The sequence below is a fragment of the Acinetobacter sp. YH16040_T genome (assembly GCF_024605785.1).
GTDB classification, from domain to species: Bacteria; Pseudomonadota; Gammaproteobacteria; order Pseudomonadales; family Moraxellaceae; genus Acinetobacter; species Acinetobacter amyesii.
In genome coordinates, this window is record NZ_CP094541.1 from 92,283 (window position 1) to 116,474 (window position 24,192).

The following is a 24,192-nucleotide window of genomic DNA, read 5'->3' on the forward strand; positions in this document are numbered from 1 at the left end:
AAAGGGGTCAATTTTAGAATGCCGTTGACACTAAACAAGGCGTGAAAGGTCTGAACGTTAAAGAAGCGATGGAGCTGCAAGGTAAAGACTTCAACCACTTAACCAACGATCTTTACAAAAACATCAACGCGGGCAACTTCCCGAAATGGGATCTTTACATCCAAGTGTTAGATCCTAAAGATTTAAACAGCTTTGATTTTGATCCGCTAGATCCAACTAAAATCTGGCCAACGAACTTAGTTCCAGAAACTAAAGTGGGTACATTGACGCTGAACCGTATGCCGAAAAACTTCTTCCAGGAAACGGAACAAGTGGCATTGGCTCCAGGTAACTTAGTCCCAGGTATCGAGCCATCAGAAGACCGTCTATTACAAGGTCGTATCTTCTCTTACTCAGATACTCAAATGTACCGTTTAGGCGCGAACCACCAGCAAATTCCAGTAAACCGTCCGCTTGTTGCTGTTAACAACAACAACCAAGATGGCTACATGAATGTTAGCGAGCGTGATTCTGACGTGAACTACGAGCCAAGCCGTAAAGAGCCTAAAGCTGCCACTGAGAAAGCACGTGCAGTTCAAACACCGCTGACTGGCACAGTTCAACAGATCGGTACCAAAGAGCAAAACTTCAAGCAAGCGGGTGAGCTTTACCGTTCATACTCTGCTAAAGAAAAAGACGATTTAATCATGAACTTGGCTGCGGATCTTGGCAACGTAAAAGATTCTGAGACCAAGCACATCATGTTGTCTTACTTCTACAAAGCAGATGCAGATTACGGTATGCGTATGACCAAAGCAGTAAACGGTAACCTTGCAACTGTAAAAGCCAAAGCAGCACAACTGAAAGACTAATTTCGATCAGTCTGAAGGATTGGTAACTAGGGGCTAGAACGTTACCTCAAAAAAGTCCTATGAAGCTCCATACCTTTCCTGCACCCTAGGGGGAGTTTCATAGGCACTCCTTAAATATTCATTTTTTTAATGAAATGAATTGTTTCCAATTCAATTCTACATTCGATTTCTGTTGGAGTTCATCATGAAAGTTATGCAACATTTGACTTTAGCCAGTCTTCTAGCGTTTGGTTCCGCATTCGCAAACGTGGCAATCGCGGAAGATATCTCCCCCGCTAAAGCAACTGCAAGCGATCAGATGACCTCACAACAGGAATTGATCGCAATTTTCTTTGCTGCAGCCAAAACTGGCAATGAAGAAGTCATCAATGAATTTCTTAAGCACGGTTTTCCGGTCGATGTGCGCAATGCTTCGGGTTTTACACCACTGATGATGGCGACCTATTATGGTCATCAAAATATTGTGACTCGTTTGCTAGAACAAGGTGCAGACCGCTGCGCACGTGACAATAAAGGCAACACCGCATTGATGGGTGCCATGTTTAAATTAGAATGGGCGATTGCAAAGCAATTACGCCAAGTGGATTGCGATGCAAATGCCAAAAAAATGGGGCAAAAGACTGCAGAACAGTTTGCGCGTGAATTTGGTCAAGAAGAAAAATATCGACAGTTACTCAAAAAATAGTGAGCTTGATCGCGCTCAGCTTCAGCAAAAAAATTGAAAAAAGTCGATGAATCGCGGTGATTTATAAGTTATTCCACTAAATCAATCGGCTTTTTATCAATAAAGTATGCTTTAATGCAAAGAGTTGATAAAAACTGAAAGTCTTTATGTCTCCAATCATCCAATCCTTATTAGACACAGATCTGTATAAATTCACCATGCTTCAGGTGGTGTTACACAAATTTCCGCAAACCCATAGTGTGTATCACTTTCGTTGCCGTAACTTGGATGATACAGCCTATCCACTGGTTGAAATTTTGGATGATTTAAACATGCAGCTCGACATGCTTTGTCAGTTGAAGTTTAAAGAAGATGAATTGCAGTATTTACGCAGTTTACGTTTTATTAAAAGCGATTTTGTTGATTATCTTGAATTATTTCAGCTTAAACGCCGTTTTATTAAAGCGGGTATTGATGATGAAGGTCGACTCGACATTTGGGTAGAAGGCCCAATGGTTCAAGCGATGATGTTTGAAATCTTTGTTTTAGCCATCGTCAATGAATTATATTTCCAACGTATTCGTACACCCGAAGTTTTAGCCGAAGGTGAGCGCCGTTTGCAACATAAGATTGCCTTGCTGAAGCAGTATGAAGCACGGCAAAATCCAAATGATCCACCATTCTTGGTCTCTGATTTTGGCACGCGTCGTCGTTATAGTTATGCATGGCAAAAGCATGTAATTGAAGAATTAAATCAGGCTTCACCGTATATTTTCCGCGGTACAAGTAATGTTCTGATTGCCAAAGACTTGAACATTACTCCAATTGGTACAATGGCGCATGAGTTCCTACAAGCATTCCAAGCGCTTGATGTTCGTCTACGTAACTTCCAGAAGTCTGCGCTAGAAACATGGGTACAGGAATACCGCGGTGACTTAGGAATAGCCTTAACGGACGTTGTCGGTATGGATGCGTTCCTACGTGACTTCGATTTGTACTTTGCCAAACTATTCGACGGTTTACGTCATGACAGTGGCGACCCGTATGAATGGGGCGATAAAGCCTATGCACATTACAAAAAGCTTAAAATTGACAGTAAAACCAAAATGCTGACTTTCAGTGATGGCTTGAACATTGAAAAAGCTTGGGATTTACACAATTACTTTAAAGACCGTTTCCAAGTGAGTTTTGGTATTGGCACCAACTTGACCAATGATATGGGACAAACTGCACTGAATATCGTGCTGAAGTTGGTTGAATGTAATGGTCAATCTGTGGCAAAAATTTCAGATAGTCCGGGTAAAACCATGACGGATAATGATACTTTCTTAGCGTATCTACGTCAGGTGTTTGACATCTCTGAAGTTAGCGCTTAAACACAGCATTAGATAAAAATAAAAAAGCCGAATCAATGATTCGGCTTTTTTATATCTAAAATATTGCTAAAGGAATGCAAAAATTCAGAATAATAGTGAAAATGACTTATGCTAAGATCGAATTTAATCGCACAAAATACAACACGAACAACGATGACAGCATCTACACTGAATTTTGGTCTGCTGATTGAAGCGGAAGAATTGGTTCCACATCTTGGTAATGAAAAACTACGGATCGTCGATTTGAGTCGTCGTTCGGTTTATGACCAATTGCATATTCCACATGCACTGCATGTACAGCCGAAACTGTTAGTGCGCCAAGAAGAACAAGCGATGGGGCTATTACCTGACCAAGCTGGCTTAGAACAGCTCATTCGCTATCTGAATATCAGTCCAGAACATCATGTAGTAGTGTATGACGATGAAGGTGGGGCATGGGCTGGTCGACTGATTTGGAACTTACATTGCCTCGGTTTTGAAAATACCAGTCTCCTCAATGGTGGCATCCATGCTTGGCTTGGGGCAGGCTTACCGACCTCGTCTGAAATTGAGCAATTTGAACCCGTGAGCCCATTGGTTGAAGTAAGTGCAGAGGCGCGTGCTCAGTATCAAACAGATTATGATGAGCTATTGGCTCGTGTGCAGCAGGAGCAAATCCAAGTATGGGACTGCCGTACCGAAGATGAATATACAGGCCTACGTTTGGCTGCGCGACGCGGCGGTCACATTCCGGGGGCACGACATTTCGAATGGAGTACTGCCCTTAACCGGGAAAATCATTTAAAATTGCATCCTTTAGAACGCACACAACAACGCTTAGAACAATTGGGATTCAATTTAAACGAACCTGTGGTGGTATATTGTCAGTCCCATCATCGGTCGGGCCTAGCTTATATACTGGGACGTTTACTCGGTTGGAATATTCGAGCTTATGATGGTGCGTGGAGCGAGTGGGGCAACCGACTCGATAGTCCTGTGATCACCGGAGAGTTGCCGTCTTGAGCCTTACATCTCAGTTAAAAAAACAAATTTTTATTCAAGCTCAGCGTGTTGTTCCGCAGCACAAATTATCACGTATCGTGGGTAAATTGGCTGCGAGTGAAAACCCTGTGGTGAAAAATGCTGTGATTACTGCATTTAAAGCACAGTATGGCATCGACATGTCGATTGCTGAGCAAAGTAATGCCCTGAAATTTAAATCATTCAATGAATTTTTCACTCGTTCTTTAAAAGAAGGCGTACGTGTAGTTGATGCAAATGCCAACAGTGTTGTTTCACCCGCAGATGGTGCGATTTCACAACTGGGTAAAATTGAAAATGGTGATGTATTTCAGGCCAAAGGGCAGAAGTTCACTGTTGAAAACCTGATTGCCGATCCACAATTGGCTGAGCCGTTTAAAAATGGTCAGTTTGCTACGGTCTATTTGTCTCCAAAAGACTACCACCGTGTACATATGCCATTTGCAGGGACATTGACAGAAACTTTGTATGTACCGGGTGAATTATTCTCTGTAAACCAAACCACTGCTGAAAATATTCCGGGTTTATTCGCTCGTAATGAACGCATGGTCTGCTTATTTGATACAGAAGTTGGTCGTATGGCGGTCGTACTGGTAGGTGCAATGATCGTGGCAGGTATTGAAACCGTGGCTACAGGTAAAGTTAAACCGACAGGGCGTTTGGAACTGAATCAACACGATTTATTCTTAGAAAAAGGTGCAGAATTGGGCCGTTTCTATTTAGGTTCAACAGCGGTTGTGTTGTTTGAAGAAAACAAAATGCAATGGGATGCGACCTTTAAAGCCAACTCGACTGTGGTGATGGGCGAAGCTTTAGGGCATACCATTTAATGAATTCCCTGTCCCTTTAGGAGAGGGTTAGGGAGAGGTTTTTGAGCTAAGCTGATGTATTCAAAAAAGAATCCCTTCTAACCTCCCTTTATTAAAGGAATGAATAAAAAAAAGCGCCATCAGGCGCTTTTTTTTAATTGCAAAATTTAGCGTTTTACGACAATCGAGTCGATACTGCTATGACGTAAAGTTTGCTGTGCAATCACAGCAGCTTCTTGTGAATCATAGGGGCCAGACACAACGCGATACCAAACTTTGCCGTTTTCATTACTTTGAATCACATCGGCAGATAAACCGTTCAAAATAATTTCAGCACGTCGTGCATCGGCTTGATCAGGATCATCATAACTGCGCACTTGCAGAATATAACTTGCAGCAACAGGCGCAGTTTCTGTGGTTTCTAGTCCAAGCTCTGTGGTTTCAACTGGCTTTTGTTCTGGTGCATCAACAATCACCACCGTTTCTTTATTTTCGGTTTCAGGCACAGCTTGTTCAGGAATTGGCGTCACTTGTTGCTGAGGCAATAGGTCGTAGAAACGATAGTCTTTATTGGTTTCTTCTTGGTAGTGTTCAGAGGTAATTTGACCTTTTGGCTTCACAGGCTCCCAAGGTTTCCAAAGCATGAGCGCAACTAAGAAACTCAACACGATTAAAATGATGACAAGTGTACCTAGCCATGCTGGAATCAATGGTTTTTTAGGCTTATTTGGCCGATCAGATACACCGCGCTGCGTTTTTCCAAACACGTGGAAACCTCATTTAATTTTAATTGTCACGAACCACTTTGGGGCAGCCCAAAGTAGCAAGTCTTGATTGTTATATATTACATGAGTGTCATCAGGAATTTGTTTAATTTTCACAATTTCAGCACAGCCAAGATGACACGGACATATTGCTGAATATAAACGAAATACAGGCTCATTTCGAGCCTGTATTGAAAAGGATTCTTTTTAGCACAATGCAATTGATGACGCTTAAACCCATGCGCTGTGTTTGTGCATGGGCGATGCCGATGAATTTCTATTGTGCTCGCAACATAAAGGGTTGCTTACATGCTTTCAGGCGCACTCACACCCAATAATTCAAGACCATTGCGTAAAACTTGCTGTACGTTTACAGACAGTAATAAGCGAGCTTGAGTCAGTTCTGCATCATCACCCAAGACTTTATTTTCGTTGTACCAACCATGGAACAACGCCGCCAACTCTTTCAAGTAGTTACCCACTTGGTGTGGTTCATAGCTGTTTGCTGCACGAACCACAATTTCAGGGTAAGCCGCAAGTTTAGCAAGAACTTCAGTTTCAGCTTCTAACTCAAGTTTAGCTGCAAATTGACGTGCAGCTTCAGCAGAGAATTGAACGTCTGTCGCAGCAGCTTTTTCGAGCATACGGCAGATACGTGCGTGTGCGTATTGGATGTAGTACACCGCATTGTCTTTACTTTGAGACACAGCAAGGTCTAAGTCGAAGTCAATGTGTTGTTCTGATTTACGCATGACGTAGTAGAAACGAGCAGCATCGTTGCCCACTTCTTTACGTAAGTCACGTAAAGTCACGAATTGACCTGAACGAGATGACATTTGAACCATCTCGCCGCCACGCCATAGGCTCACAAATTGAACCAAAAGTACGGTCAATTTTTTAGAATCATAGCCAAGCGCATCAATCGCTGCTTTCACACGTGCAATATAACCGTGGTGGTCTGAACCCCAAATATCAATGATATCGGTATAGCCGCGTTGTAGTTTATTTAAGTGATAAGCAATGTCGGATGCGAAGTATGTAGTTTGACCATTACGACGTTTCACAACACGGTCTTTTTCATCACCAAAATCAGTTGATTTGAACCAGATGTTGCCATCTTTTTCGTATAAGAAACCACGTTGATCGAGCATTTGTAATGCTTCATCAATTTTTTCAGTCAAGGTTGCTTCGCTGAACCATTGATTGAAAGTCACGCCAAATTCACCGAGGTCATCTTTAATGTCATCGAGAATGGCTTTCAGCGCAGCTTGATGGAACACACGGTAACCCGCAGCCAAATGGTTTTGTGAATTATGAATTAGGCCATCAATGTGTTTTTCTTTATCGCCTGAAACTACGACTTTATTGCCTTCGCTATCGAGTTCAGCGGCATATTGCACATCTTCTGGAACATCTTTGTAGATGTCCGCCACAGGGCGTACATAAGCATCGCCATCTTTGTCGATAATGCTTTGTGCGATTTCTTTAACGTAGTCGCCTTGGTATGCATTTTTAGGGAAGACCAGTTGTTGACCCGTCAATTCTAAATAACGCAAGTAAGTCGATGTTGCCAAGATATCCATTTGACGGCCAGCATCGTTGACATAGTATTCACGGTCAACTTTGGCACCTGTTGCCTCAAGGAGATTGGCAACGGTCATACCGTAAGCTGCGCCACGACCATGGCCAACGTGTAGGCTAGATGTTGGGTTGGCTGAAACGAATTCCACTTGAACACGTTTTTCAGCATTGGCCTGTGTGCGACCGAACTGATCTTTCTGAGCTTGAATTTGGTCTAAGACAGCAAAACGTTGGTCAGCATTTAAAAAGAAGTTAATAAAGCCAGGACCTGCAATTTCTGCTTTGCTGATATCTGCGACTTCTGGAAGATTTGCCAGAATTTTTTCGGCTAAATCACGCGGCTTCATACCTGCAGCTTTAGAGGCAATCATGGCAATGTTTGACGCAAAGTCACCGTGGCTTCGGTCTTTGGTTCGGGTCAAATTGCTAGTATTGTTCCAGTCAGTTGGGAGTACACCTTCAGCTTGAAGGGATTGCACTGCATGATCGAGCGCTGCTTGTATTGCCGTATTCATAATCAGTCGAAAAATAAATGTCGCAGAAAAACGGTAAATATAGCAAATTTCAGGCTCTTTAGGTGAACCCATTTGTTGCGAATAAAAAATATTCGATAAAAGTGAAGCATTGCTTATATCGAAGTAAAACGATATAAGTGGTTTAGCGATTCAGGATCACTGCTTGAGTATATGGACATGTCACAACCCACCCCTAAAATTTTTGGCAATGTGCCGAAGTTAGCTGCACGCTGGGCGCTGATTATCGTGCCGTTTATTTTGTCTTGTCTCATGAGCGGCATTATTTCGTTTATTAATATGCTCAGAAATTTAGGTTGGTTTGAGGGTTTTCTTACCCTATGGCTGCATAATTGGATGATTTCTTGGGCAATTGCTTTTCCCATTGTGCTGATTTTATTGCCGTTTGTTCGAAAATTTACAGGCCTGTTGGTCGATATGTCAGGGCCACAGCCACCTGCAAAATAAGCCTGCATGTAAGTCACAGCTGAGTCAAAAGGTGACTTACTGCATTTCGTTTTAAATATTTATAGGCTATCGCGACAACTTACTGCTTTAGAGAGTAATTCGGCTTTGTTGTTTTGGAAGGTATAGAGTTTTGAGGAATTAAACACTTTAATGACTTTGGCCTGAGCGACAGCGGTTTTAAAGCTTTGGAACTTTTGCTGATGGGCTGTCTCAAACGGATTTCCAAAGTTTTTATTGTCGAGCAGAATTTGAATTTGCCCCACATTTGTATCATGTGCTTTTAGGATCTCTTGGCCATCCGCGTTGCTTATACTGAAAGTTGGGCGCTGAGTGCTGATTTTGCAATTCAATTTGAGGCTCAAGGTGAAATTGTCTGCCGATTTATTTTTGAGGGTAGATGTGCCTTGTTGATCATTTTCAATATAGACCCACTGATTTTTCGGCATATTGGTCAGTAGGGTTTCTAACTGTTGTTGGGTACTTTTGCTGATATCGACTGTGCCTTTTTTATCGATTTCAGGGGCTTTTTCTTTACCGAGCATGCCCATCACTTTGTCGCTGACTGTGCTACTGGTTTTGGAAATGGTCTGGCAAGCGCTTAAGCTACTGATAATAATAATGAAAGGTAGGGTATAGATGGCAGGTAAATGCATAGATTTTATTGTTCTATTAAATTTTCAGATCGGCAAAGTTTAACGGTTCTACGCATAAAGCTCAAACCTACGACCTATCTCCTGTGAGAAGGACTGTAGCGGGCGGCTAAAGCAGCCATTCTACACAGGCACGAATAACCCCCAGTGCAAGGCCAATAAAACCACCGACCACGACACCATTGACTCGAATCATATGCAGGTCGCCACCGACTTCGTTTTCGATCTTATCGATCATTTCACGTGAGTCCCATTCGTGTATACGTTCACTGATAAACCGAATGACTTTTTCACTGTATTGGTCGGAGAGATTGATGGCAATATCACTCATTTTTTCATTCAGCAATTGGCGTACAGCAACGTTAGAGACAAGATTTTCGCCTACTTGTTGAATGGCGACACGTAGGTTTTGTGCAATGCCAGAGTCGGGTTTTTCTAAATCAGAACGAATCGCATCGCATAAAATCACCACTGCACCACTGATAAAATTCAACATTTGTGGGCTATCGAGCATGGCATCTTTGGTGCTATTTAGGCGTTGGCTGGCAACACTCTGATTGTCCGCCAGTTGCTGCATAAGCTGCTGTGCCATGTCTTCGATTTTACGGCGCCACGGATGTTCATGGTCGGCAAGCATGGACTCGACACGACTGACCAGTGAATCAATGGTGCGCTGTTGTACATCAATACCAATCCAACTCGCACCTTTGGCGAGCTTCCAAACCCCGAGTTCTTTAAACAACTGACGTGATAAATCACGAGTTTGTTCAGGGTGCTGTAACATCCAATCATGGGCTAAATCTAGTCCACGTTGCAGGACATCTTGATGGAAATCATTTTCTAAAACTGCTCGCAGCATTTCACTGGCTAGATGGTTGACTTGCGTATTGCGCACCCATTGCACGCTGTTATTTTGGATAAAGCGTCCAATTTGTTCCTGACCGACAAATTCGAAAATTTTCGGGACCGTTTGCTGAATGACTTGGGTCACTTGCGCATTATTGTGCGGATTGGCCAACCATTTCCCGACGGCAAGAGAGAGATCTGTCTCCGCTAAACTTTTTTCAACCACTTGGGGTGAAAGAAAATTTTCCTGAACAAAGCGGCCCATAGACTCGGCAATGCGTGCTTTATTGCGTGGAATGATTTCAGTGTGATCACGTAAAAATTTGGGAATCGGAATCCGACCAAAAGGATTGCGAAATAAGACGGTTATCGCGTACCAGTCTGCCAAACCACCAACCACGCCAGCTTCTGCTGAAAGCATCAAAATATGAATAAGCCAGACGTATTCAGGCAGCAATTTAGCTGCGATCATCAATGCAATCCACGCCAGCACCGCCACCACCAAAGCAATGGTGGCGAAGCGTTTACTGCGTTGCAGATTGGGCGAAACAGCGGGCTGTTCAGTTGGGTTCATCAATGATCGGGTCTCTATGGGTTGACTTATTTGGGGGTAGGCTCAGCAGCTACAGGCAAAGGGTTTCCTTGGCTGTCTAAACCATATTTAGCTCCGAGTGACTGCAAAATCAAGCGAGCATCAAAGGCATCCTGAGGGGCTTTGGCACGATCTTTATAGCAAGTAATACTGTAGGAAACTTGAGTCGGATCGAGTGTGACCACCTGTGGAACGTCATAAAACGGGCCTGGCCAAAATCCGGGATGGCGACGATAATAGCCATATGGATAAGGCATAGGGTCTGGGTAAATCACCGCTTGACGCGGTGGTTTTTGACTCCGATTACTCGGATCATCCATGACTTTAAAATATTGAAAGCCATTGTGTAGGGTGGTTTGAGCGGCTTTAACCAAGGTGATTTCTTCGGCAGTGCCATAGCTCATATTGGGTCTAGCTTGGAAGCTAATACGATAGCTTTGCGCATTTAATGGTGTCGCAGAATATTGACCGAGTTGTTCAAAGGTCAAAGGTTTTGATGGGGTTGTGGCACAGCCAGTCAAACCGAGTGCTGCGGTTATGGCTGCTGCGATAATGAGTTTGTTCATGCGCATACTCCTGTTTAGTCGGTTCATGGCAAGGGGAGATACTGGCCAAAAGCCGTCAATTAAAAGCTAGAATTGGGCTGGGTTAAAAATTCCAATTCCTCTGCTGTAGATGTTCTGCCCAATACCGCATTGCGATGCGGGTAACGTCCAAATCGATCGATAATCACTTTATGCTTTTTTTCAAATTCTAAGTTGATCGGATTGCCCAGTTGCTCAAATAATTTTAACGCGCTTTGATGGATTTTTGTCGATTCGCTATGCATAAAGGGCATATATAAAAATGAGCGCTGTTCAGGGCTTAATTGTAGATCTAAACCCTGCGCGATGGCTTCTTGTGCAAGCGCCAAAGCCAGTGCATCTTGGGCAAAAGCCAAGCCAGAGTCACGGAATAAATTTCTAGAAAATTGATCTAAAACAATAATTTCAGCCAAACGACCTTCGGCAGTAGTACGCCATTGCCACAGTTCTACTTTACTCGCCGCAAGATGGATGTCTTTAAACTTTTTTTCGATTAAAACATCAAAATTATTGCTTTTAGCGAACCAATTGGGCTGATTTTCTGGGTTAAACCAAAATTCGAGAATATCTTGATAATTCATAAGTTTTAAGCATTATTAGCATATATTTGTTTATAAAATCACAAATTTCAAATGTCATATAGAGTAAGTTTGTGATAAAAAATTGCCAAAATAAAATCACGGTTTGTCTCAAAACTATACAGTGGGTCATTTGCCCACTTCAAATCGCGTTATACTGATATAAACTGATGATTTTATTTTAGTAGTTTCTTCCATTTAAGCGAGATAGCAATGAGTCAACCCGAATCGACCTCTCAAGACATTTTACCGACTTGGGTAGATTCTTCGCTGATTAAAGGAATGTTGCGCGGTATTGAGCGTGAAAGCTTGCGTATGCAAAGCAACGGTTTCTTGTCTCAGGCCGACCATCCCCAAGCTTTGGGTGCGGCTTTGACTCATCCGCATATCACGACAGACTATTCTGAAGCTTTAATGGAATTTATCACGCCGCCAAAAGAAACCATTACAGAGGCGTTGAACTATCTGCAAGATATACATGCTGTTGCGCATACGCATTTGGAACATGGCGAAAAACTTTGGCCGTTGTCGATGCCGTGCATGTTGGATAAAGACGAAGACAGTATTCGTTTAGCGCAATATGGCAGCTCGAATATAGGACGTTTTAAAACCTTGTACCGTCGTGGTTTAGGGGTGCGCTATGGTCGCCGGATGCAGACCATTTCAGGGGTGCATTATAATTTATCCTTCCCAGATCATTTCTTTGAAGCACTGCAACAACACGAAACTGACGATGCCCTCAAGGCATTGAGCTTACAGGATTATCGCAGTCATCGTTATTTTGGCCTGATCCGTAATTTTATTCGTTTAACGCCATTGGTAATGTTTTTGGTTGGGGCGAGCCCGTCGGTGTGTAAATGTTTTATGACTGGACGTGAACATCAGCTGTTACCGCTCTTAAAAGGCACGCTATTTTTACCCTATGCAACGGCGCTGCGTATGGGAAATTTTGGCTATCAAAATTCAGCACAAAAACAGTTAGGGATTCACTACAACGATATTCAGGCATATTTGGAAGGTTTGCAAAAAGCGGTGCATACCCCGTATGCCGCATTTAGTCATTTAGGTTTAAATGATGAACAGGGTGAACCGATTCAAATTAATGACCATGTGTTGCAAATTGAAAATGAATACTACAGTTTGGTTCGTCCGAAACAAGTGCCGCAGGATGGTGAAACACCGTCTGAAGCCCTGCAAAATCGTGGTGTGGGTTATGTAGAATTACGCGCAGTAGACGTCAATCCTTATAGCCCCATTGGGATCAATGAAGACACGGCAGGCTTGCTCGAAGTGGTGGCTTTGTACTGTTTATTGCAAGACAGTCCAGCGTTGTTAGATGCCGAACAAAATGAAATTGAGAAAAATCAGGCGGAAGTAGTGAACCGTGGTCGTGCGCCAAATGCAGTGATTTTACAGCAAGGGCAAGCGATTCCAATTGAAACATGGTGTCGTACACATGTTGCTGCGATGCAACCGTTGGCTGAATTGCTAGATGATTCTTACAATACAGATATTTACACTCAGGCAATGGCTGTGATGCAATCACGCATCGATGAAGTCGATGAAACATTGTCGGCACGTATGATTAGCGATACTTTAGAACAAGGTGGAACTTGGGGCTTTGGTAGCTTTATGGCCTTACAACATGCTGAAGTGTATGAGCAGCATGTCTTGAGCCCTGAAACTGCAGCATACTTTGCACAAGCTGCTGAGCAGTCTTTAGAAAAACAGGCTGAACTTGAGCAAGACTGTACCTTGAGTTTTGAAGAATATTTGAAAAACTTCAGATAAAAAATTTTAAGAGGATTTACCATGAAATGGAGTTTCCGCTTCGTGAGTGGTTTGTTGTTTTTAACCAGCGTGATCGGTATGTCTTTTGCGCTGTTTTTAGAACATGTACAAGGCTTAGAACCATGTCCGTTGTGCGTATTCCAACGTATTGGTTTGATTGGACTCGGCATCATTTCCTTGATTGCATTGATTCACAATCCAACATCAAATTGGGGTAAACGCATTTACGCATTGTTGGGGACACTATCAATTCTTTGGTCTGCTGGGGTGGCTGCGCGTCATATTTGGCTGCAAAACTTACCGCCAGACAAAGTACCTAGCTGTGGCCCAGGACTGGATTATTGGGTAGAAACGCTGCCTTTAAAATCAGTCTTTGAACAAGTACTAACCGGCTCTGGTGAATGTGCCAAAGTGGATTGGACGTTCTTGGGACAATCATTACCGGTTTGGTCATTGGTGTTTTTTACGGTCTTAACTTTGCTCAGTCTTTGGCAGTTAATACGTAAATACACAAGCAAACCAGTGCCACGTTTACGTGATAAGTTTTAATTCAGTGATATATAAAAAAGCCCTTAGTTGAGGGCTTTTTTACGCATACACATGGTGGAAATTTTACGTTAGGGCAATGCCTTCCACACTTTCCAAGTCCATCATAAATTCATAGATATGATCACAAGCTTTATCGTCATTGTTTGGATAGAACCAATGCACGATTTGCTCAGCCACTTGCGGATGATGCTGAATTTCAAAATGGTTCAAGCCATAAAAAATTGCTTTATGTGAATCTGGCACTTTCAGTTGATACCGTGCATTTGGGTGTTCTCCTAACGCACTTTTCACACTGACCAAGTAATCTCCAATCATATGTCGCGTTTTATTGCGACGATGTTCATATTCGATGGTCCCTGCAACGAGGTAGGTATTGATATGCGATGGAATCGGGGCTGGTTTACGGTTGTCATCCATGAGTCCAATACGGACATCATTATGTTCCCAATCATCATCACGCACGCTGCCATAGCGCAAATCTAAAATGCCGTTACTACGAATATTCACCACGTGCCCCACGATTTTGACCAAGGGGAAACGCCCCAATTGATCTTGCAGATGAAATCCGACACGTTCAAGTACCGCACCATGATGTGGTGAGCCCAAGCAGACTAGATTTTCAACCTGATGAATCCATTGATACATATTTTGTTTGCCATAAAAAATGGCACTACGGGACACTAAGCCCCCCATACTATGACCAATTAAGTCGATACTGGTAATACCGGGGTTGCGACGGACCAAATCTTCTAATGTATTGGCTAGGCTGCGGCCATTGGTCGAAATACGACGACCCGTGTTGTAATTTAAATACAGCATGGTGTTGTGGTCACGTTGTGACAGTAATTTTTCACCAATGCCGCCATATTTGGCTGTCGACCATGACAGATGATTCATGCAGAGCCCATGAATCAACAGGGTAATACGACCGGTTAATTCGCCTTTTTGTACCGCACCATAATGGTCGTAAACCACCATGGGTAAGGCCATCGGGTTGTGATATTTCAGTAAATAGTCGCCCAAGACCCCATTCAGCGCGCCCACTAAAAAATGTAAAGATGGCGTGAGCGGTTTGTCGTGTAAGCGTGGGAATTTTTCAATAATGCTACGCAGCGTTGGTGCGAGTAAATAATTGCCATAATTGAAAAAGGTGTTGTAAGAAAATTCATAAATCCGTGCAATGGTCGGCTGCTTATGAAAGGCTTTCGAGCCTTGTTCGCTCATTCCAAAAATACTGATTAAAATTTCACGTTGAATGTTTTTGATCAAGTCATGCACGACATCACTAAAACGCATTGTCACGAGCTGTGCCAAACCTTCCAGAACATCAGCTTGACTGGGTGGTGTGCGATCCCATTTACAATAGGTTTCATGCAATGGTGTTAAGCTAGGCATAATGTTCCTATCCTTACATTCAATGCTATCCCTCGATTGTATTTATTACTGGAATAGCCTGAAGTTTCATTGTTTATTTTATAAAATCCTCACGAACAGCTTTTACAATACCGATAACAGACCTGTCGGTGAATGCCTTTTGTCTGACAATTTTACTAAAAATTCAAATTTAGAAAATGTGACGCAGTTAGCACTTATATGCCACTTTTAAAGCAATTTAAAGATCAATTTGGAATCAAAATGATGAATATTGTGTATTTGCATGGTTTTCAAAGTAACTCAAATTCAGTGAAAGGACAGATATTGCGGCGCTATTGCGCAGATTTAAATGGTCTGCATGTGCATTTGCCAGATTTGAATATGCCACCGCTACAGGTGATGCAGCAGATGTCAGAGCTGATTGAAGGTTTGGATGATGTGGTTTTGGTCGGTAGCAGTTTAGGTGGTTTTTATGCGACGCAGTTGATGGCGCGCCATCACATTCCTGCGGTGCTCATCAATCCTGCGGTCTATCCATGGCAATTATTTCGTGATTTATTTGGCGAGACGGCATTGCCTTATCAGGTGACTGAAACGTGGTGCTTGGATGATGCACAGCTCAATCAAATGCAGGCTTTGGCTGTATCTAAGGTTGAGAACGCAGATCAACTGTTGGTCTTGCTCCAACAAGGCGATGAAACCTTGGATTATCGAGATGCCACTGGTTTTTATAGTGCGGCTCAAGCCGGTATGGCTATGCTGATCACTGAGGTTGGAGGAACACATGGCATGGATGATTTTGCAGAAAAAATACCGATGCTCTTGCAGTTTTTGTCCGATGCTGTCAAAAATATGCCTAAATAAAATGATCCAATATAAATGCTGAAAAGCTAGATCCAACATACAAAAAATGGGCAGTTACGACATCATTTGACGTTTAAATTGTTTAAGAAAATGGCGGCTGATCGCAAGAGATATGCATTTTAATAAAAAAGCATATACTGTAGCGCTTGAAGAAATGTTTTAACCAAAAAAGCAGGGAATTTTGCAACGTGACGCAATATACGGCTCAATCACTTGAAGTTTTATCTGGCCTAGATCCGGTACGTCGTCGTCCGGGGATGTATACAGACACTACACGACCAAACCATTTGGCGCAGGAAGTGATAGATAACGCCGTCGATGAAGCGCTTGCAGGACATGCCAATAAAATTACCGTGACAGTGTATAAAGATGGCTCATTGTCAGTTGAAGATAATGGTCGTGGGATGCCAGTTGACATCCATCCTGAGTATGGTCAAAGCGGGATTGAAATCATTCTGACCAAACTACATGCCGGCGGTAAATTCAGCACAGACAATTATCAATTTTCAGGTGGTCTGCATGGTGTGGGGATTTCTGTCGTCAACGCATTGTCCAACCGTGTTGAGGTGGAAGTTCAACGTCATGGCAACCTGTATAAAATGGCCTTTGAACACGGTGAGCCAGTTGCGCCACTGGAAGTTTTAGAAGGTAAATGTGCCAAACGTGCGACAGGAACGACCGTGCATTTTTGGCCTGAAGCGAAATATTTTGACTCACCTAAATTTGCCTTAAAAGCGCTTAAACATAATTTAAAAGCTAAAGCAGTATTGGCAGCCGGTCTACAAATCATTTATGTCGATCAAATCAATAACGAAAAAATTGAATGGCAGTTTGAAAATGGTCTGGTTGACTATTTGATGGATGAACTGCAAGACCGTGACATCGTTCCTGCCCCTGCATTTGTGGCGACCGGTGAGGCAGAGCGTGCCAGCGCTGAGTTTGCGATTTGTTGGAATGTGGAAGGTGGTGAGTCCATTCAAGAGTCGTATGTCAACCTCATCCCGACTGCGCAAGGCGGTACCCATGTCAATGGTTTACGTTCGGGTGTGACAGATGCGATTCGTGAATTCTGTGAATTACGGAATTTATTGCCACGGAATATGAAGCTATCTGCCGAAGATGTCTGGGATGGCGTCAACTTTATTCTGTCTTTGAAATTCCAAGAGCCACAATTCTCAGGTCAGACCAAAGAACGACTTTCAAGCCGTGAAGCCTCTGGTGTGGTGTTAAATATTGCCAAAGATGCTTTTGCACTGTGGCTGAATCAAAACTCCGATATTGCTATGCAACTGGCTGAAATGGTGATTGCTAAGGCTGGTCGCCGTTTAAAAGCTGCGAAAAAAGTTGAACGTAAAAAGATCGTTTCAGGTCCAGCCTTACCAGGTAAATTGGCTGACTGTGTGGGTCATACCCTCGAAGAATCAGAACTGTTTATTGTGGAAGGGGATTCTGCAGGTGGTTCTGCCAAGCAAGCACGTGATAAGAACTTCCAAGCGATCATGCCGATCCGTGGTAAGATCTTAAATACTTGGGAAGTGTCTTCTGATGAAGTCTTAGCATCGCAAGAAGTACATGATATTGCGATTGCGATTGGTGTTGATCCGGGCAGTGATGACTTGTCAGAACTACGTTATGGCAAGATTTGTATCTTGGCCGATGCCGACTCAGATGGTTTGCACATTGCAACGTTACTCTGTGCATTGTTCGTCAAACATTTCCATACTTTGGTTGAGGAAGGACATCTGTTTGTGGCGATGCCACCGCTGTTCCGTATAGATGACAATAAAGATGTGCACTATGCCTTGGATGAAGATGAACTAGAAAGCATCTTAAAGAAATGTAAAACCAAAAATCCTCAAATCACACGATTTAAAGGATTGGGCGAGATGAACGCGAGTCAGCTGCGTGAAACGACTATGGATCCCGATACACGTCGTTTAGTGCAACTGGACTTGGATGACGTACAGTTTACTTCAGGTTTACTCGACAAATTATTGGCGAAGAAGCGCTCTTCAGACCGTAAATATTGGTTGGAACAGAAGGGTAATTTGGCCGATTTAGCGGTTTAAAATTGCAACAAGGAAAAAACCACGCAAGTGGTTTTTTTTTTGCTTCAAATTTAGGAAAAGCTGCATGATTTGTGTGCCAAAACACCGTGTTTTTTGAAAAACGTCGCAAAATTGTTCAATTATAGGTCAAATGTTGGATACAAGTTTGTATGCATCTTTGCGGTGATTTTACGATTTTTGAATCGACCCATAAAAAATTAAAAGCAAATTTTATGATTGTAACTATGTGAAAAATAACATTTAAAAATAAATAAAAGCACTCAATCAAAATAAAAAATAAGGCTTGGCACAGTTATTGAATTGCTCTGTTGTGATGAAAGACAACAAATGCATTTTAAAAATGTGAATTACAAGCTTAGGTTGGGAGTGTGAATAATGTTTCAACGCAATGTATTTGCTAAAAGTATTTTAGCGGCAACGATGACTGGGGCGATTGCTTTAACGGGCTGTTCAAAACCTGCAGAAGAAAAAACAGAAAGCGCTACATCAGAACCAAAAGCCGCTGCAGCAAGTGGCGATACTATTAAAGTCGGGATCTTACATTCGCTGTCAGGCACGATGGCGATCTCAGAAACTTCTCTAAAAGATACGGCCTTGATGGCGATTAATGAAATTAATGCCAATGGCGGGGTATTGGGCAAAAAACTAGAACCTGTGGTGGTGGATCCGGCATCGGACTGGCCACTATTTGCGGAAAAAACCCGTCAGTTGATTACCCAAGACAAAGTAGCCGTGATTTTTGGTTGCTGGACGTCGGTATCTCGTAAGTCGGTTTTACCCGTGGTTGAAGAATTAAATGGCTTATTGTTCTACCCTGTTCAGTATGAAGGTCAGGAACAGTCTAAAAATATTTTCTACACAGGTGCAGCACCGAATCAGCAAGCGATTCCTGCTGTTGAATATCTGATGAGTGAAGAGGGTGGTAAGGCAGAACGCTTTGTACTATTGGGCACAGACTATGTTTACCCACGTACCACCAACAAAATCTTACGTGCATTTTTGAAGTCAAAAGGCATTGCCGATGCAGACATCATGGAAGAATATACCCCATTTGGTCATAGCAACTATCAAACCATTGTGGGCAATGTGAAGAAGTTTGCGGCAGGGAAAAAGACGGCTGTGATCTCGACCATTAACGGCGATTCAAATGTGCCGTTCTATCGTGAATTGGGCAACCAAGGCATCAAAGCTGCGGATATTCCAGTGATGGCGTTCTCTGTAGGTGAAGAGGAGTTACGCGGTATCGACACCAAGCCGCTGGTCGGACATTTGGCATCGTGGAACTACTTCATGTCAGTGAAAAATCCAGTGAATACTGAATTCACCAATAAAATGAAGCAGTATGCCGTGGAATACAAATTGCCAAATGCCGATAAATTTGTGACCAATGACCCGATGGAAGCTACCTATGTCGGTATCAATATGTGGAAACAAGCGGTAGAAAAAGCAGGAAGCACAGATGTCGATAAAGTGCGTGAAGCTATGGCCGGCCAAGAATTTAAAGCGCCATCGGGCTATACCTTGCAAATGGATGCGTCGAACCATCATTTGCATAAACCAGTCATGATTGGTCAGATCCGTGCCGATGGTCAGTTTGATGTGGTGCACAAAACCGCAAAAACCATTGCTGCAGAGCCATGGAGCCCGTACATCCCGAAATAATTCAATCCAAATGCCTACTGCCATTGTGTAGTGGGCATGTTTTGATGTGATCCCTAGATGGGGTTGTTCTATTACTCAATAGGGATGCTTATAAGATGAAAAAATTACGCAATTTCCCGATCCTTTTTCTATTCCTGAGCCAATTATTCTGTCTGCAAATTGTGCATGCAGAAACTGCAGCGGATGTGGTGTCTACGGTGCAATCTGTGCAGCAAGGTGACGCCATTCAGCAATTTGTTCGCGGGAGTTTTACCGAGCGACGTAGTTTACTAAATCAATGGCCGGGCGATATTGAATCCTTAGATCAGTTGGCCGCATTGGTCGAAAAAAACCAGTTATATAGTGGTCAAAGCGGTCAAACCTATATTTTAGAAACTGAAGAAAAATTATTGAGCTATCCAGATTTGCAAATCGTGACGGATTGGCCTGCCGATTTATCTCAAATCACCTTGGTGAATACCCTTCGTAAAGCCTTAACGTTTGCGCAAGCGAAAGAAAAGCTGCAATCGGATGATTTAAACCAGCGTTTAGATGCGATCGATATTTTAGAAAATAACTTGGCTGAGTTGGATGTTAAAAATATTAATCAATTGTATTTAAATGAAAAAAATAACAAAGTTAAAGCCCGTTTAGCGCAGCTCAAAGCACGCTTGGATTATCAAAACCCTGATGTATTACAAAAAATACAGGCGGCCAAAGTGCTGCAAGATTCTAACCGTCCCGATGTGTTGGCAATGGTGGAGCAGGAATTACAACAAGCCAATCTGCATCCCGAGTTAAAAGCCGCACTGACAGAAGCCAAGAGCAATATTAAAACTCGGATTCAAGCCAGTGAATGGACTGGACATGTCTTTTCAGGTCTCAGCACGGCCAGTATTTTACTGCTTGCAGCGTTGGGACTAGCCATTACGTATGGCCTGCTAGGCGTGATTAATATGGCGCATGGTGAACTGATCATGATCGGGGCCTACACCACTTATGTGGTGCAAAGCCTGTTTAAGAGTTATCTCAGTAGCTATGTCGATTGGTACTTGATTGCCGCGATTCCTGCTGCGTTTTTTGTTAGCGCTTTGATTGGCATGTTGATTGAACGTGCCGTTATTCGTCCCTTGTATGGCCGTCAATTGGAAACACTATTAGCCACCTTTGGTGTGAGCTTAATTTTGATGCAATTGGTGCGCATGGTTTTTGGTGCGCAGAACGTTGAGGTGTCGAATATTTCATGGCTGTCAGGAGGGATCGCTGTGACACCGAGCCTGATGCTGCCTTATAACCGCATTGCCATTATTGGCTTTACCGTTGCGGTACTGTTGTTGCTGGTTTATTTACTAAATAAAACCCGTTTTGGTTTATTTGTTCGTGCCGTGACGCAAAACCGTCAAATGGCACAGGCCGTAGGTATCCGTTCTAGCCGCATTGACATGATGGCTTTTGGCCTAGGTTCGGGGCTTGCAGGTCTAGCAGGCTGTGCCTTAGCACAAGTCGGCAATGTCGGTCCTGATTTAGGACAAAACTATATTATCGATGCGTTCTTGGTGGTTGTGGTTGGCGGTGTTGGCCAAGTATGGGGCGCAGTACTGGCGGCCTTAGGTCTAGGTGTCAGTGGCACAGTGCTGGAAATCGGCATGGGTGCGGTCTTAGCGAAAATTATTCTACTGGTTCTTGTGATTTTGTTTATTCAAAAACGTCCACAAGGTTTGTTTGCCATCAAAGGCCGTTTTGTGGAGTAAGCGCATGAAAATCACTTCGTTATTATCGGATAAACCCTATAGCGGTATGGCGATTGCCGTGTGCTTTGCCATTTTACTGATTTTACCTTGGCTACATGTTTTACCCGCCGATTCAGCACTGCATTTATCTGCGTATTGGGTCACGCTCATTGGCAAGATTATGTGTCTCGCCTTGGTGGCATTGGCCTTAGATTTGGTTTGGGGCTATGCCGGCATTTTAAGTTTGGGGCATGGTCTGTACTTTGCCTTGGGCGGCTATGCCTTCGGTATGTATCTCATGCGTGAAGCGGCAGGCGATGGCTTACCCGATTTTATGCGCTTTTTGAGTTGGACTGAGCTACCGTGGTACTGGATGGGCACTGAACATATCATGTGGGCATTGGCTTTGGTGGTTTTGGTCCCGGGACTGATTGCCTTCATTTTTGGCTTCTTTGCCTTTCGCTCCAAAATTAAAGGCGTGTATTTTTCAATTATTACCCAAGCCATGACTTTTGCCGCTGCGCTACTGTTTTTCCGCAATGAAACAGGTTTTGGCGGTAACAACGGTTTTACTGGGTTTAAGACGATTTTAGGCATGGATATTACCTCTGCACCAATGCGTGCAACCTTGTGTTTCCTCACGGCACTGACTTTGCTGGTCTGTTTTGTCGGCTTACGCCACCTGATGAATAAACCTTATGGTCGTGTACTTGGTGCAATTCGTGACAGTGAAAACCGTTTGCAATATTTAGGTTACCGCACCTTATGGTACAAGCTCTCTGCATGGGTGTTGTCTGCCGTGATCGCAGGGATTGCAGGTGCTTTGTATGTCCCTCAAGTCGGCATTATTAATCCGAGTGAGATGAACCCTGTCAATTCGATTGAAATGGCGGTGTGGGTGGCTGCAGGGGGGCGCGGTACGCTGATTGGCCCGATATTGGGTGCAGGTTTAATCAACGGGGTGAAGACCTATTTCACGGTGGCTTATCCAGAGGCATGGCTATTGATTTTAGGTGCGCTGTTTATTGTGGTAACGATATTTCTGCCAAAAGGTGTGATTGGGTTATTAGAGCGGTTTAAAAAGGAGCGCAGCGAATGAATGATCAATGGGTTCAACCGCATGGCGGTCATGCTGCTGAAGGTTATGGACGACCAAAGGAGCAGGGTGCGGATTTCAGTCACGGGATTGCCTTGTATTTAGAAAAAGTCAGTGTCTGGTTTGATTCTTTCCGTGCATTAAATGATTTGTCGTTATATATCAAAGAAGGTGAGCTGCGCTGCATCATTGGTCCCAATGGTGCAGGCAAAACCACGCTGATGGATGTGATTACCGGTAAAACTCGCCCAACAGAAGGTTCGGCTTTTTTTGGGCAAACCTATGATTTGGCAAAAATGAGTACAGAGCAAATTGCAGAAGCCGGGATCGGTCGTAAGTTTCAAAAGCCTACTGTATTTGAAAATTTTACTGTGATGGAAAACCTGTTATTGGCAGCACCGAAAGATAAACGGGTGAAAAAGAGTTTCTTCAGCAAACTCCATCCAGATGCGCAAAACGCCTTGGACGACTCTTTAGCACAAATCCGCTTAGAAGAATTGATCCATAAACCGGCAGGGCTGTTGTCACATGGTCAAAAGCAGTGGTTAGAAATAGGCATGCTACTGATGCAGCGTCCAAAGTTGATTCTGCTAGATGAACCTGTAGCAGGGATGACCGATGCTGAAACAGAGCGTACCGCAGACCTGTGTTTAGAGTTGAAAAAGAACCATACCCTTGTTGTGGTTGAACATGACATGAGCTTTATTGACACCATCAGTGAAAAAGTCACCGTATTGGCGCAAGGTGCGATTTTGGCCGAGGGTACATTGGCCGAAGTTCAAGCCAATGAAGATGTCATTGAAAAATATCTCGGACGTTAAGGAGCAGACCATGTTAGAAGTCAAAGACGTCAATCAGTTCTATGGTGGCAGTCATATTTTAAGAGATGTGACATTTGCCGCTCCTGTGGGCGCATGTTCGGTGGTGCTCGGGCGAAATGGTGTGGGTAAAACCACCCTCTTAAAATGTTTAATGGGCATTTTACCGATCAAGTCTGGGCAGATCTTACTGGATGGCAAAGACATTTCTAAACTGAGTCCAGAGCAACGTGTACGCGAAGGATTGGCTTATGTACCGCAAGGACGGGACATTTTTTCAACCTTGACCGTTGAAGAAAATATTTTGATTGGGATGGCAAAATTTAAAGGCGCTAAAACCCGAAAAGTGCCAGAACATCTCTATGAGATTTTCCCCGTATTGGATGAAATGAAACATCGACGAGGTGGAGATTTATCTGGTGGTCAGCAGCAACAATTGGCGATTGCCCGTGCGCTTGCTTCCGAACCGAGGGTATTGATTTTAGATGAGCCGACCGAAGGTATTCAGCCCTCGATTATTAAAGACATTGGCCGTGTGATTCGTCAGTTAGCCGATAGCGGAGAAATGGCGATTGTTTTGGTTGAACAGTTTTATGATTTTGCAGAAGAACTGGCAGATGAATATACCGTGATGTCGCGGGGGCAAGTGATTGCACAAGGTGTCGGTAGTGAAATGCCTGAAAAAGGCATTCGGGAATTGGTGGCGATTTAACATTTAGTTGACTACGATGTGTGGCGGGCTTGTATGAATCAAGCTCGTTACTCTTTTCATTCAATTTACTACGATCAAAAAATCGTTGCTGGTCATGGCAGTTGAATCAAAAAAACGAGTGGCATAAAATTTTTTTTTGTTTTAAGCCATAAGCTTGCGTTGTTCTCAGTATCGTCATTTGAAGTTTCAGCATGTCGTGCTTAAGTGATGCTAAGCGTAGTACTGAAACTTGGGTAAAAGGCGAATGGGCATC

General features: G+C 43.3%; 21 protein-coding genes and 1 pseudogene. 15 read left to right on the top strand and 7 right to left on the bottom strand.

Annotated features, from left to right (window positions below; all coding sequences use genetic code 11):
* Window positions 1-29: 29 nt before the first annotated feature.
* The 5 genes and pseudogenes from MST16_RS00455 to asd form a co-directional block, all read left to right on the top strand.
* Window positions 30-851: pseudogene (locus tag MST16_RS00455) on the top strand (catalase); the annotation flags it as partial.
* A 184-nt stretch (window positions 852-1,035) separates the two neighbouring features.
* The gene (locus MST16_RS00460; RefSeq protein WP_078193253.1) at window positions 1,036-1,536 is read left to right on the top strand and encodes an ankyrin repeat domain-containing protein; all 501 of its coding nucleotides are present in this window, start codon (window positions 1,036-1,038) and stop codon (window positions 1,534-1,536) included.
* Window positions 1,537-1,682: 146 nt separating this feature from the next.
* On the top strand, window positions 1,683-2,891 hold the full coding sequence (gene pncB / locus MST16_RS00465; protein ID WP_180011649.1) for a nicotinate phosphoribosyltransferase: 1,209 nt from the start codon (window positions 1,683-1,685) through the stop codon (window positions 2,889-2,891).
* A 153-nt stretch (window positions 2,892-3,044) separates the two neighbouring features.
* Complete coding sequence (locus MST16_RS00470) at window positions 3,045-3,893, top strand: sulfurtransferase (RefSeq protein WP_180011651.1); 849 nt, start codon at window positions 3,045-3,047, stop codon at window positions 3,891-3,893.
* Window positions 3,890-4,741 carry an archaetidylserine decarboxylase gene (gene asd, locus MST16_RS00475; protein WP_078193251.1) on the top strand — a complete coding sequence of 284 codons (852 nt, stop codon included), beginning with the start codon at window positions 3,890-3,892 and terminating at the stop codon, window positions 4,739-4,741. The genes MST16_RS00470 and asd overlap by 4 nt, the downstream gene beginning before the upstream one ends.
* Window positions 4,742-4,887: 146 nt before the next feature.
* Here asd and MST16_RS00480 read toward each other — a convergent pair whose 3' ends face one another.
* Window positions 4,888-5,487 (bottom strand): SPOR domain-containing protein, encoded by a 600-nt coding sequence (locus MST16_RS00480; protein ID WP_180004357.1) that lies wholly within the window; start codon window positions 5,485-5,487, stop codon window positions 4,888-4,890.
* A gap of 302 nt (window positions 5,488-5,789) precedes the next feature.
* Window positions 5,790-7,580 (bottom strand): arginine--tRNA ligase, encoded by a 1,791-nt coding sequence (gene argS, locus MST16_RS00485; RefSeq protein WP_078193315.1) that lies wholly within the window; start codon window positions 7,578-7,580, stop codon window positions 5,790-5,792.
* A 177-nt stretch (window positions 7,581-7,757) separates the two neighbouring features.
* Here argS and MST16_RS00490 point away from each other — a divergent pair, with 177 nt between their 5' ends.
* Window positions 7,758-8,045 (top strand): DUF2798 domain-containing protein, encoded by a 288-nt coding sequence (locus tag MST16_RS00490; RefSeq protein ID WP_372491143.1) that lies wholly within the window; start codon window positions 7,758-7,760, stop codon window positions 8,043-8,045.
* A gap of 59 nt (window positions 8,046-8,104) precedes the next feature.
* Here the strand turns inward: MST16_RS00490 and MST16_RS00495 are convergent, their stop codons facing one another.
* The 4 genes from MST16_RS00495 to MST16_RS00510 form a co-directional block, all read right to left on the bottom strand.
* Window positions 8,105-8,698: a hypothetical protein gene (locus tag MST16_RS00495; RefSeq protein ID WP_180008625.1), complete on the bottom strand. Its 594-nt coding sequence runs from the start codon at window positions 8,696-8,698 to the stop codon at window positions 8,105-8,107.
* Between the two features lie 106 nt (window positions 8,699-8,804).
* The gene (locus tag MST16_RS00500) at window positions 8,805-10,115 is read right to left on the bottom strand and encodes a DUF445 domain-containing protein (RefSeq protein WP_180008665.1); all 1,311 of its coding nucleotides are present in this window, start codon (window positions 10,113-10,115) and stop codon (window positions 8,805-8,807) included.
* 26 nt (window positions 10,116-10,141) lie between these two features.
* Window positions 10,142-10,699 (bottom strand): hypothetical protein, encoded by a 558-nt coding sequence (locus tag MST16_RS00505; RefSeq protein ID WP_180008627.1) that lies wholly within the window; start codon window positions 10,697-10,699, stop codon window positions 10,142-10,144.
* 59 nt (window positions 10,700-10,758) lie between these two features.
* On the bottom strand, window positions 10,759-11,298 hold the full coding sequence (locus MST16_RS00510) for a DUF924 family protein (protein ID WP_180008629.1): 540 nt from the start codon (window positions 11,296-11,298) through the stop codon (window positions 10,759-10,761).
* Window positions 11,299-11,508: 210 nt separating this feature from the next.
* On the opposite strand from MST16_RS00510, the gene gshA reads away from it, so the two are divergent.
* Both gshA and MST16_RS00520 read left to right on the top strand, forming a co-directional pair.
* Window positions 11,509-13,086, top strand: coding sequence for a glutamate--cysteine ligase (gene gshA, locus MST16_RS00515; protein ID WP_180008631.1), 1,578 nt, complete (start codon window positions 11,509-11,511; stop codon window positions 13,084-13,086).
* Window positions 13,087-13,107: 21 nt separating this feature from the next.
* Window positions 13,108-13,635: a disulfide bond formation protein B gene (locus MST16_RS00520; protein WP_180008633.1), complete on the top strand. Its 528-nt coding sequence runs from the start codon at window positions 13,108-13,110 to the stop codon at window positions 13,633-13,635.
* Between the two features lie 63 nt (window positions 13,636-13,698).
* Here the strand turns inward: MST16_RS00520 and MST16_RS00525 are convergent, their stop codons facing one another.
* The gene (locus MST16_RS00525; RefSeq protein WP_180008635.1) at window positions 13,699-15,030 is read right to left on the bottom strand and encodes an alpha/beta hydrolase; all 1,332 of its coding nucleotides are present in this window, start codon (window positions 15,028-15,030) and stop codon (window positions 13,699-13,701) included.
* Window positions 15,031-15,273: 243 nt separating this feature from the next.
* On the opposite strand from MST16_RS00525, the gene MST16_RS00530 reads away from it, so the two are divergent.
* The 7 genes from MST16_RS00530 (at window position 15,274) to urtE (ending at window position 23,939) form a co-directional block, all read left to right on the top strand.
* Entirely contained in the window at window positions 15,274-15,873 is a 600-nt protein-coding gene (locus MST16_RS00530; RefSeq protein ID WP_180008667.1) for a YqiA/YcfP family alpha/beta fold hydrolase, read from the top strand.
* A gap of 188 nt (window positions 15,874-16,061) precedes the next feature.
* A complete protein-coding gene (parE, locus tag MST16_RS00535; protein WP_180008637.1) occupies window positions 16,062-17,942 on the top strand; it encodes a DNA topoisomerase IV subunit B in 1,881 nt (626 codons plus the stop codon).
* Window positions 17,943-18,317: 375 nt separating this feature from the next.
* The gene (gene urtA / locus MST16_RS00540) at window positions 18,318-19,604 is read left to right on the top strand and encodes an urea ABC transporter substrate-binding protein (protein ID WP_180004371.1); all 1,287 of its coding nucleotides are present in this window, start codon (window positions 18,318-18,320) and stop codon (window positions 19,602-19,604) included.
* A 95-nt stretch (window positions 19,605-19,699) separates the two neighbouring features.
* Entirely contained in the window at window positions 19,700-21,334 is a 1,635-nt protein-coding gene (gene urtB / locus MST16_RS00545) for an urea ABC transporter permease subunit UrtB (RefSeq protein WP_180008639.1), read from the top strand.
* 4 nt (window positions 21,335-21,338) lie between these two features.
* On the top strand, window positions 21,339-22,412 hold the full coding sequence (urtC, locus tag MST16_RS00550; protein ID WP_180008641.1) for an urea ABC transporter permease subunit UrtC: 1,074 nt from the start codon (window positions 21,339-21,341) through the stop codon (window positions 22,410-22,412).
* Window positions 22,409-23,230 carry an urea ABC transporter ATP-binding protein UrtD gene (gene urtD, locus MST16_RS00555; RefSeq protein WP_180008643.1) on the top strand — a complete coding sequence of 274 codons (822 nt, stop codon included), beginning with the start codon at window positions 22,409-22,411 and terminating at the stop codon, window positions 23,228-23,230. Before urtC ends, urtD begins: the two co-directional genes overlap by 4 nt.
* A gap of 10 nt (window positions 23,231-23,240) precedes the next feature.
* A complete protein-coding gene (gene urtE, locus MST16_RS00560) occupies window positions 23,241-23,939 on the top strand; it encodes an urea ABC transporter ATP-binding subunit UrtE (protein WP_180008645.1) in 699 nt (232 codons plus the stop codon).
* Window positions 23,940-24,192: the final 253 nt, after the last annotated feature.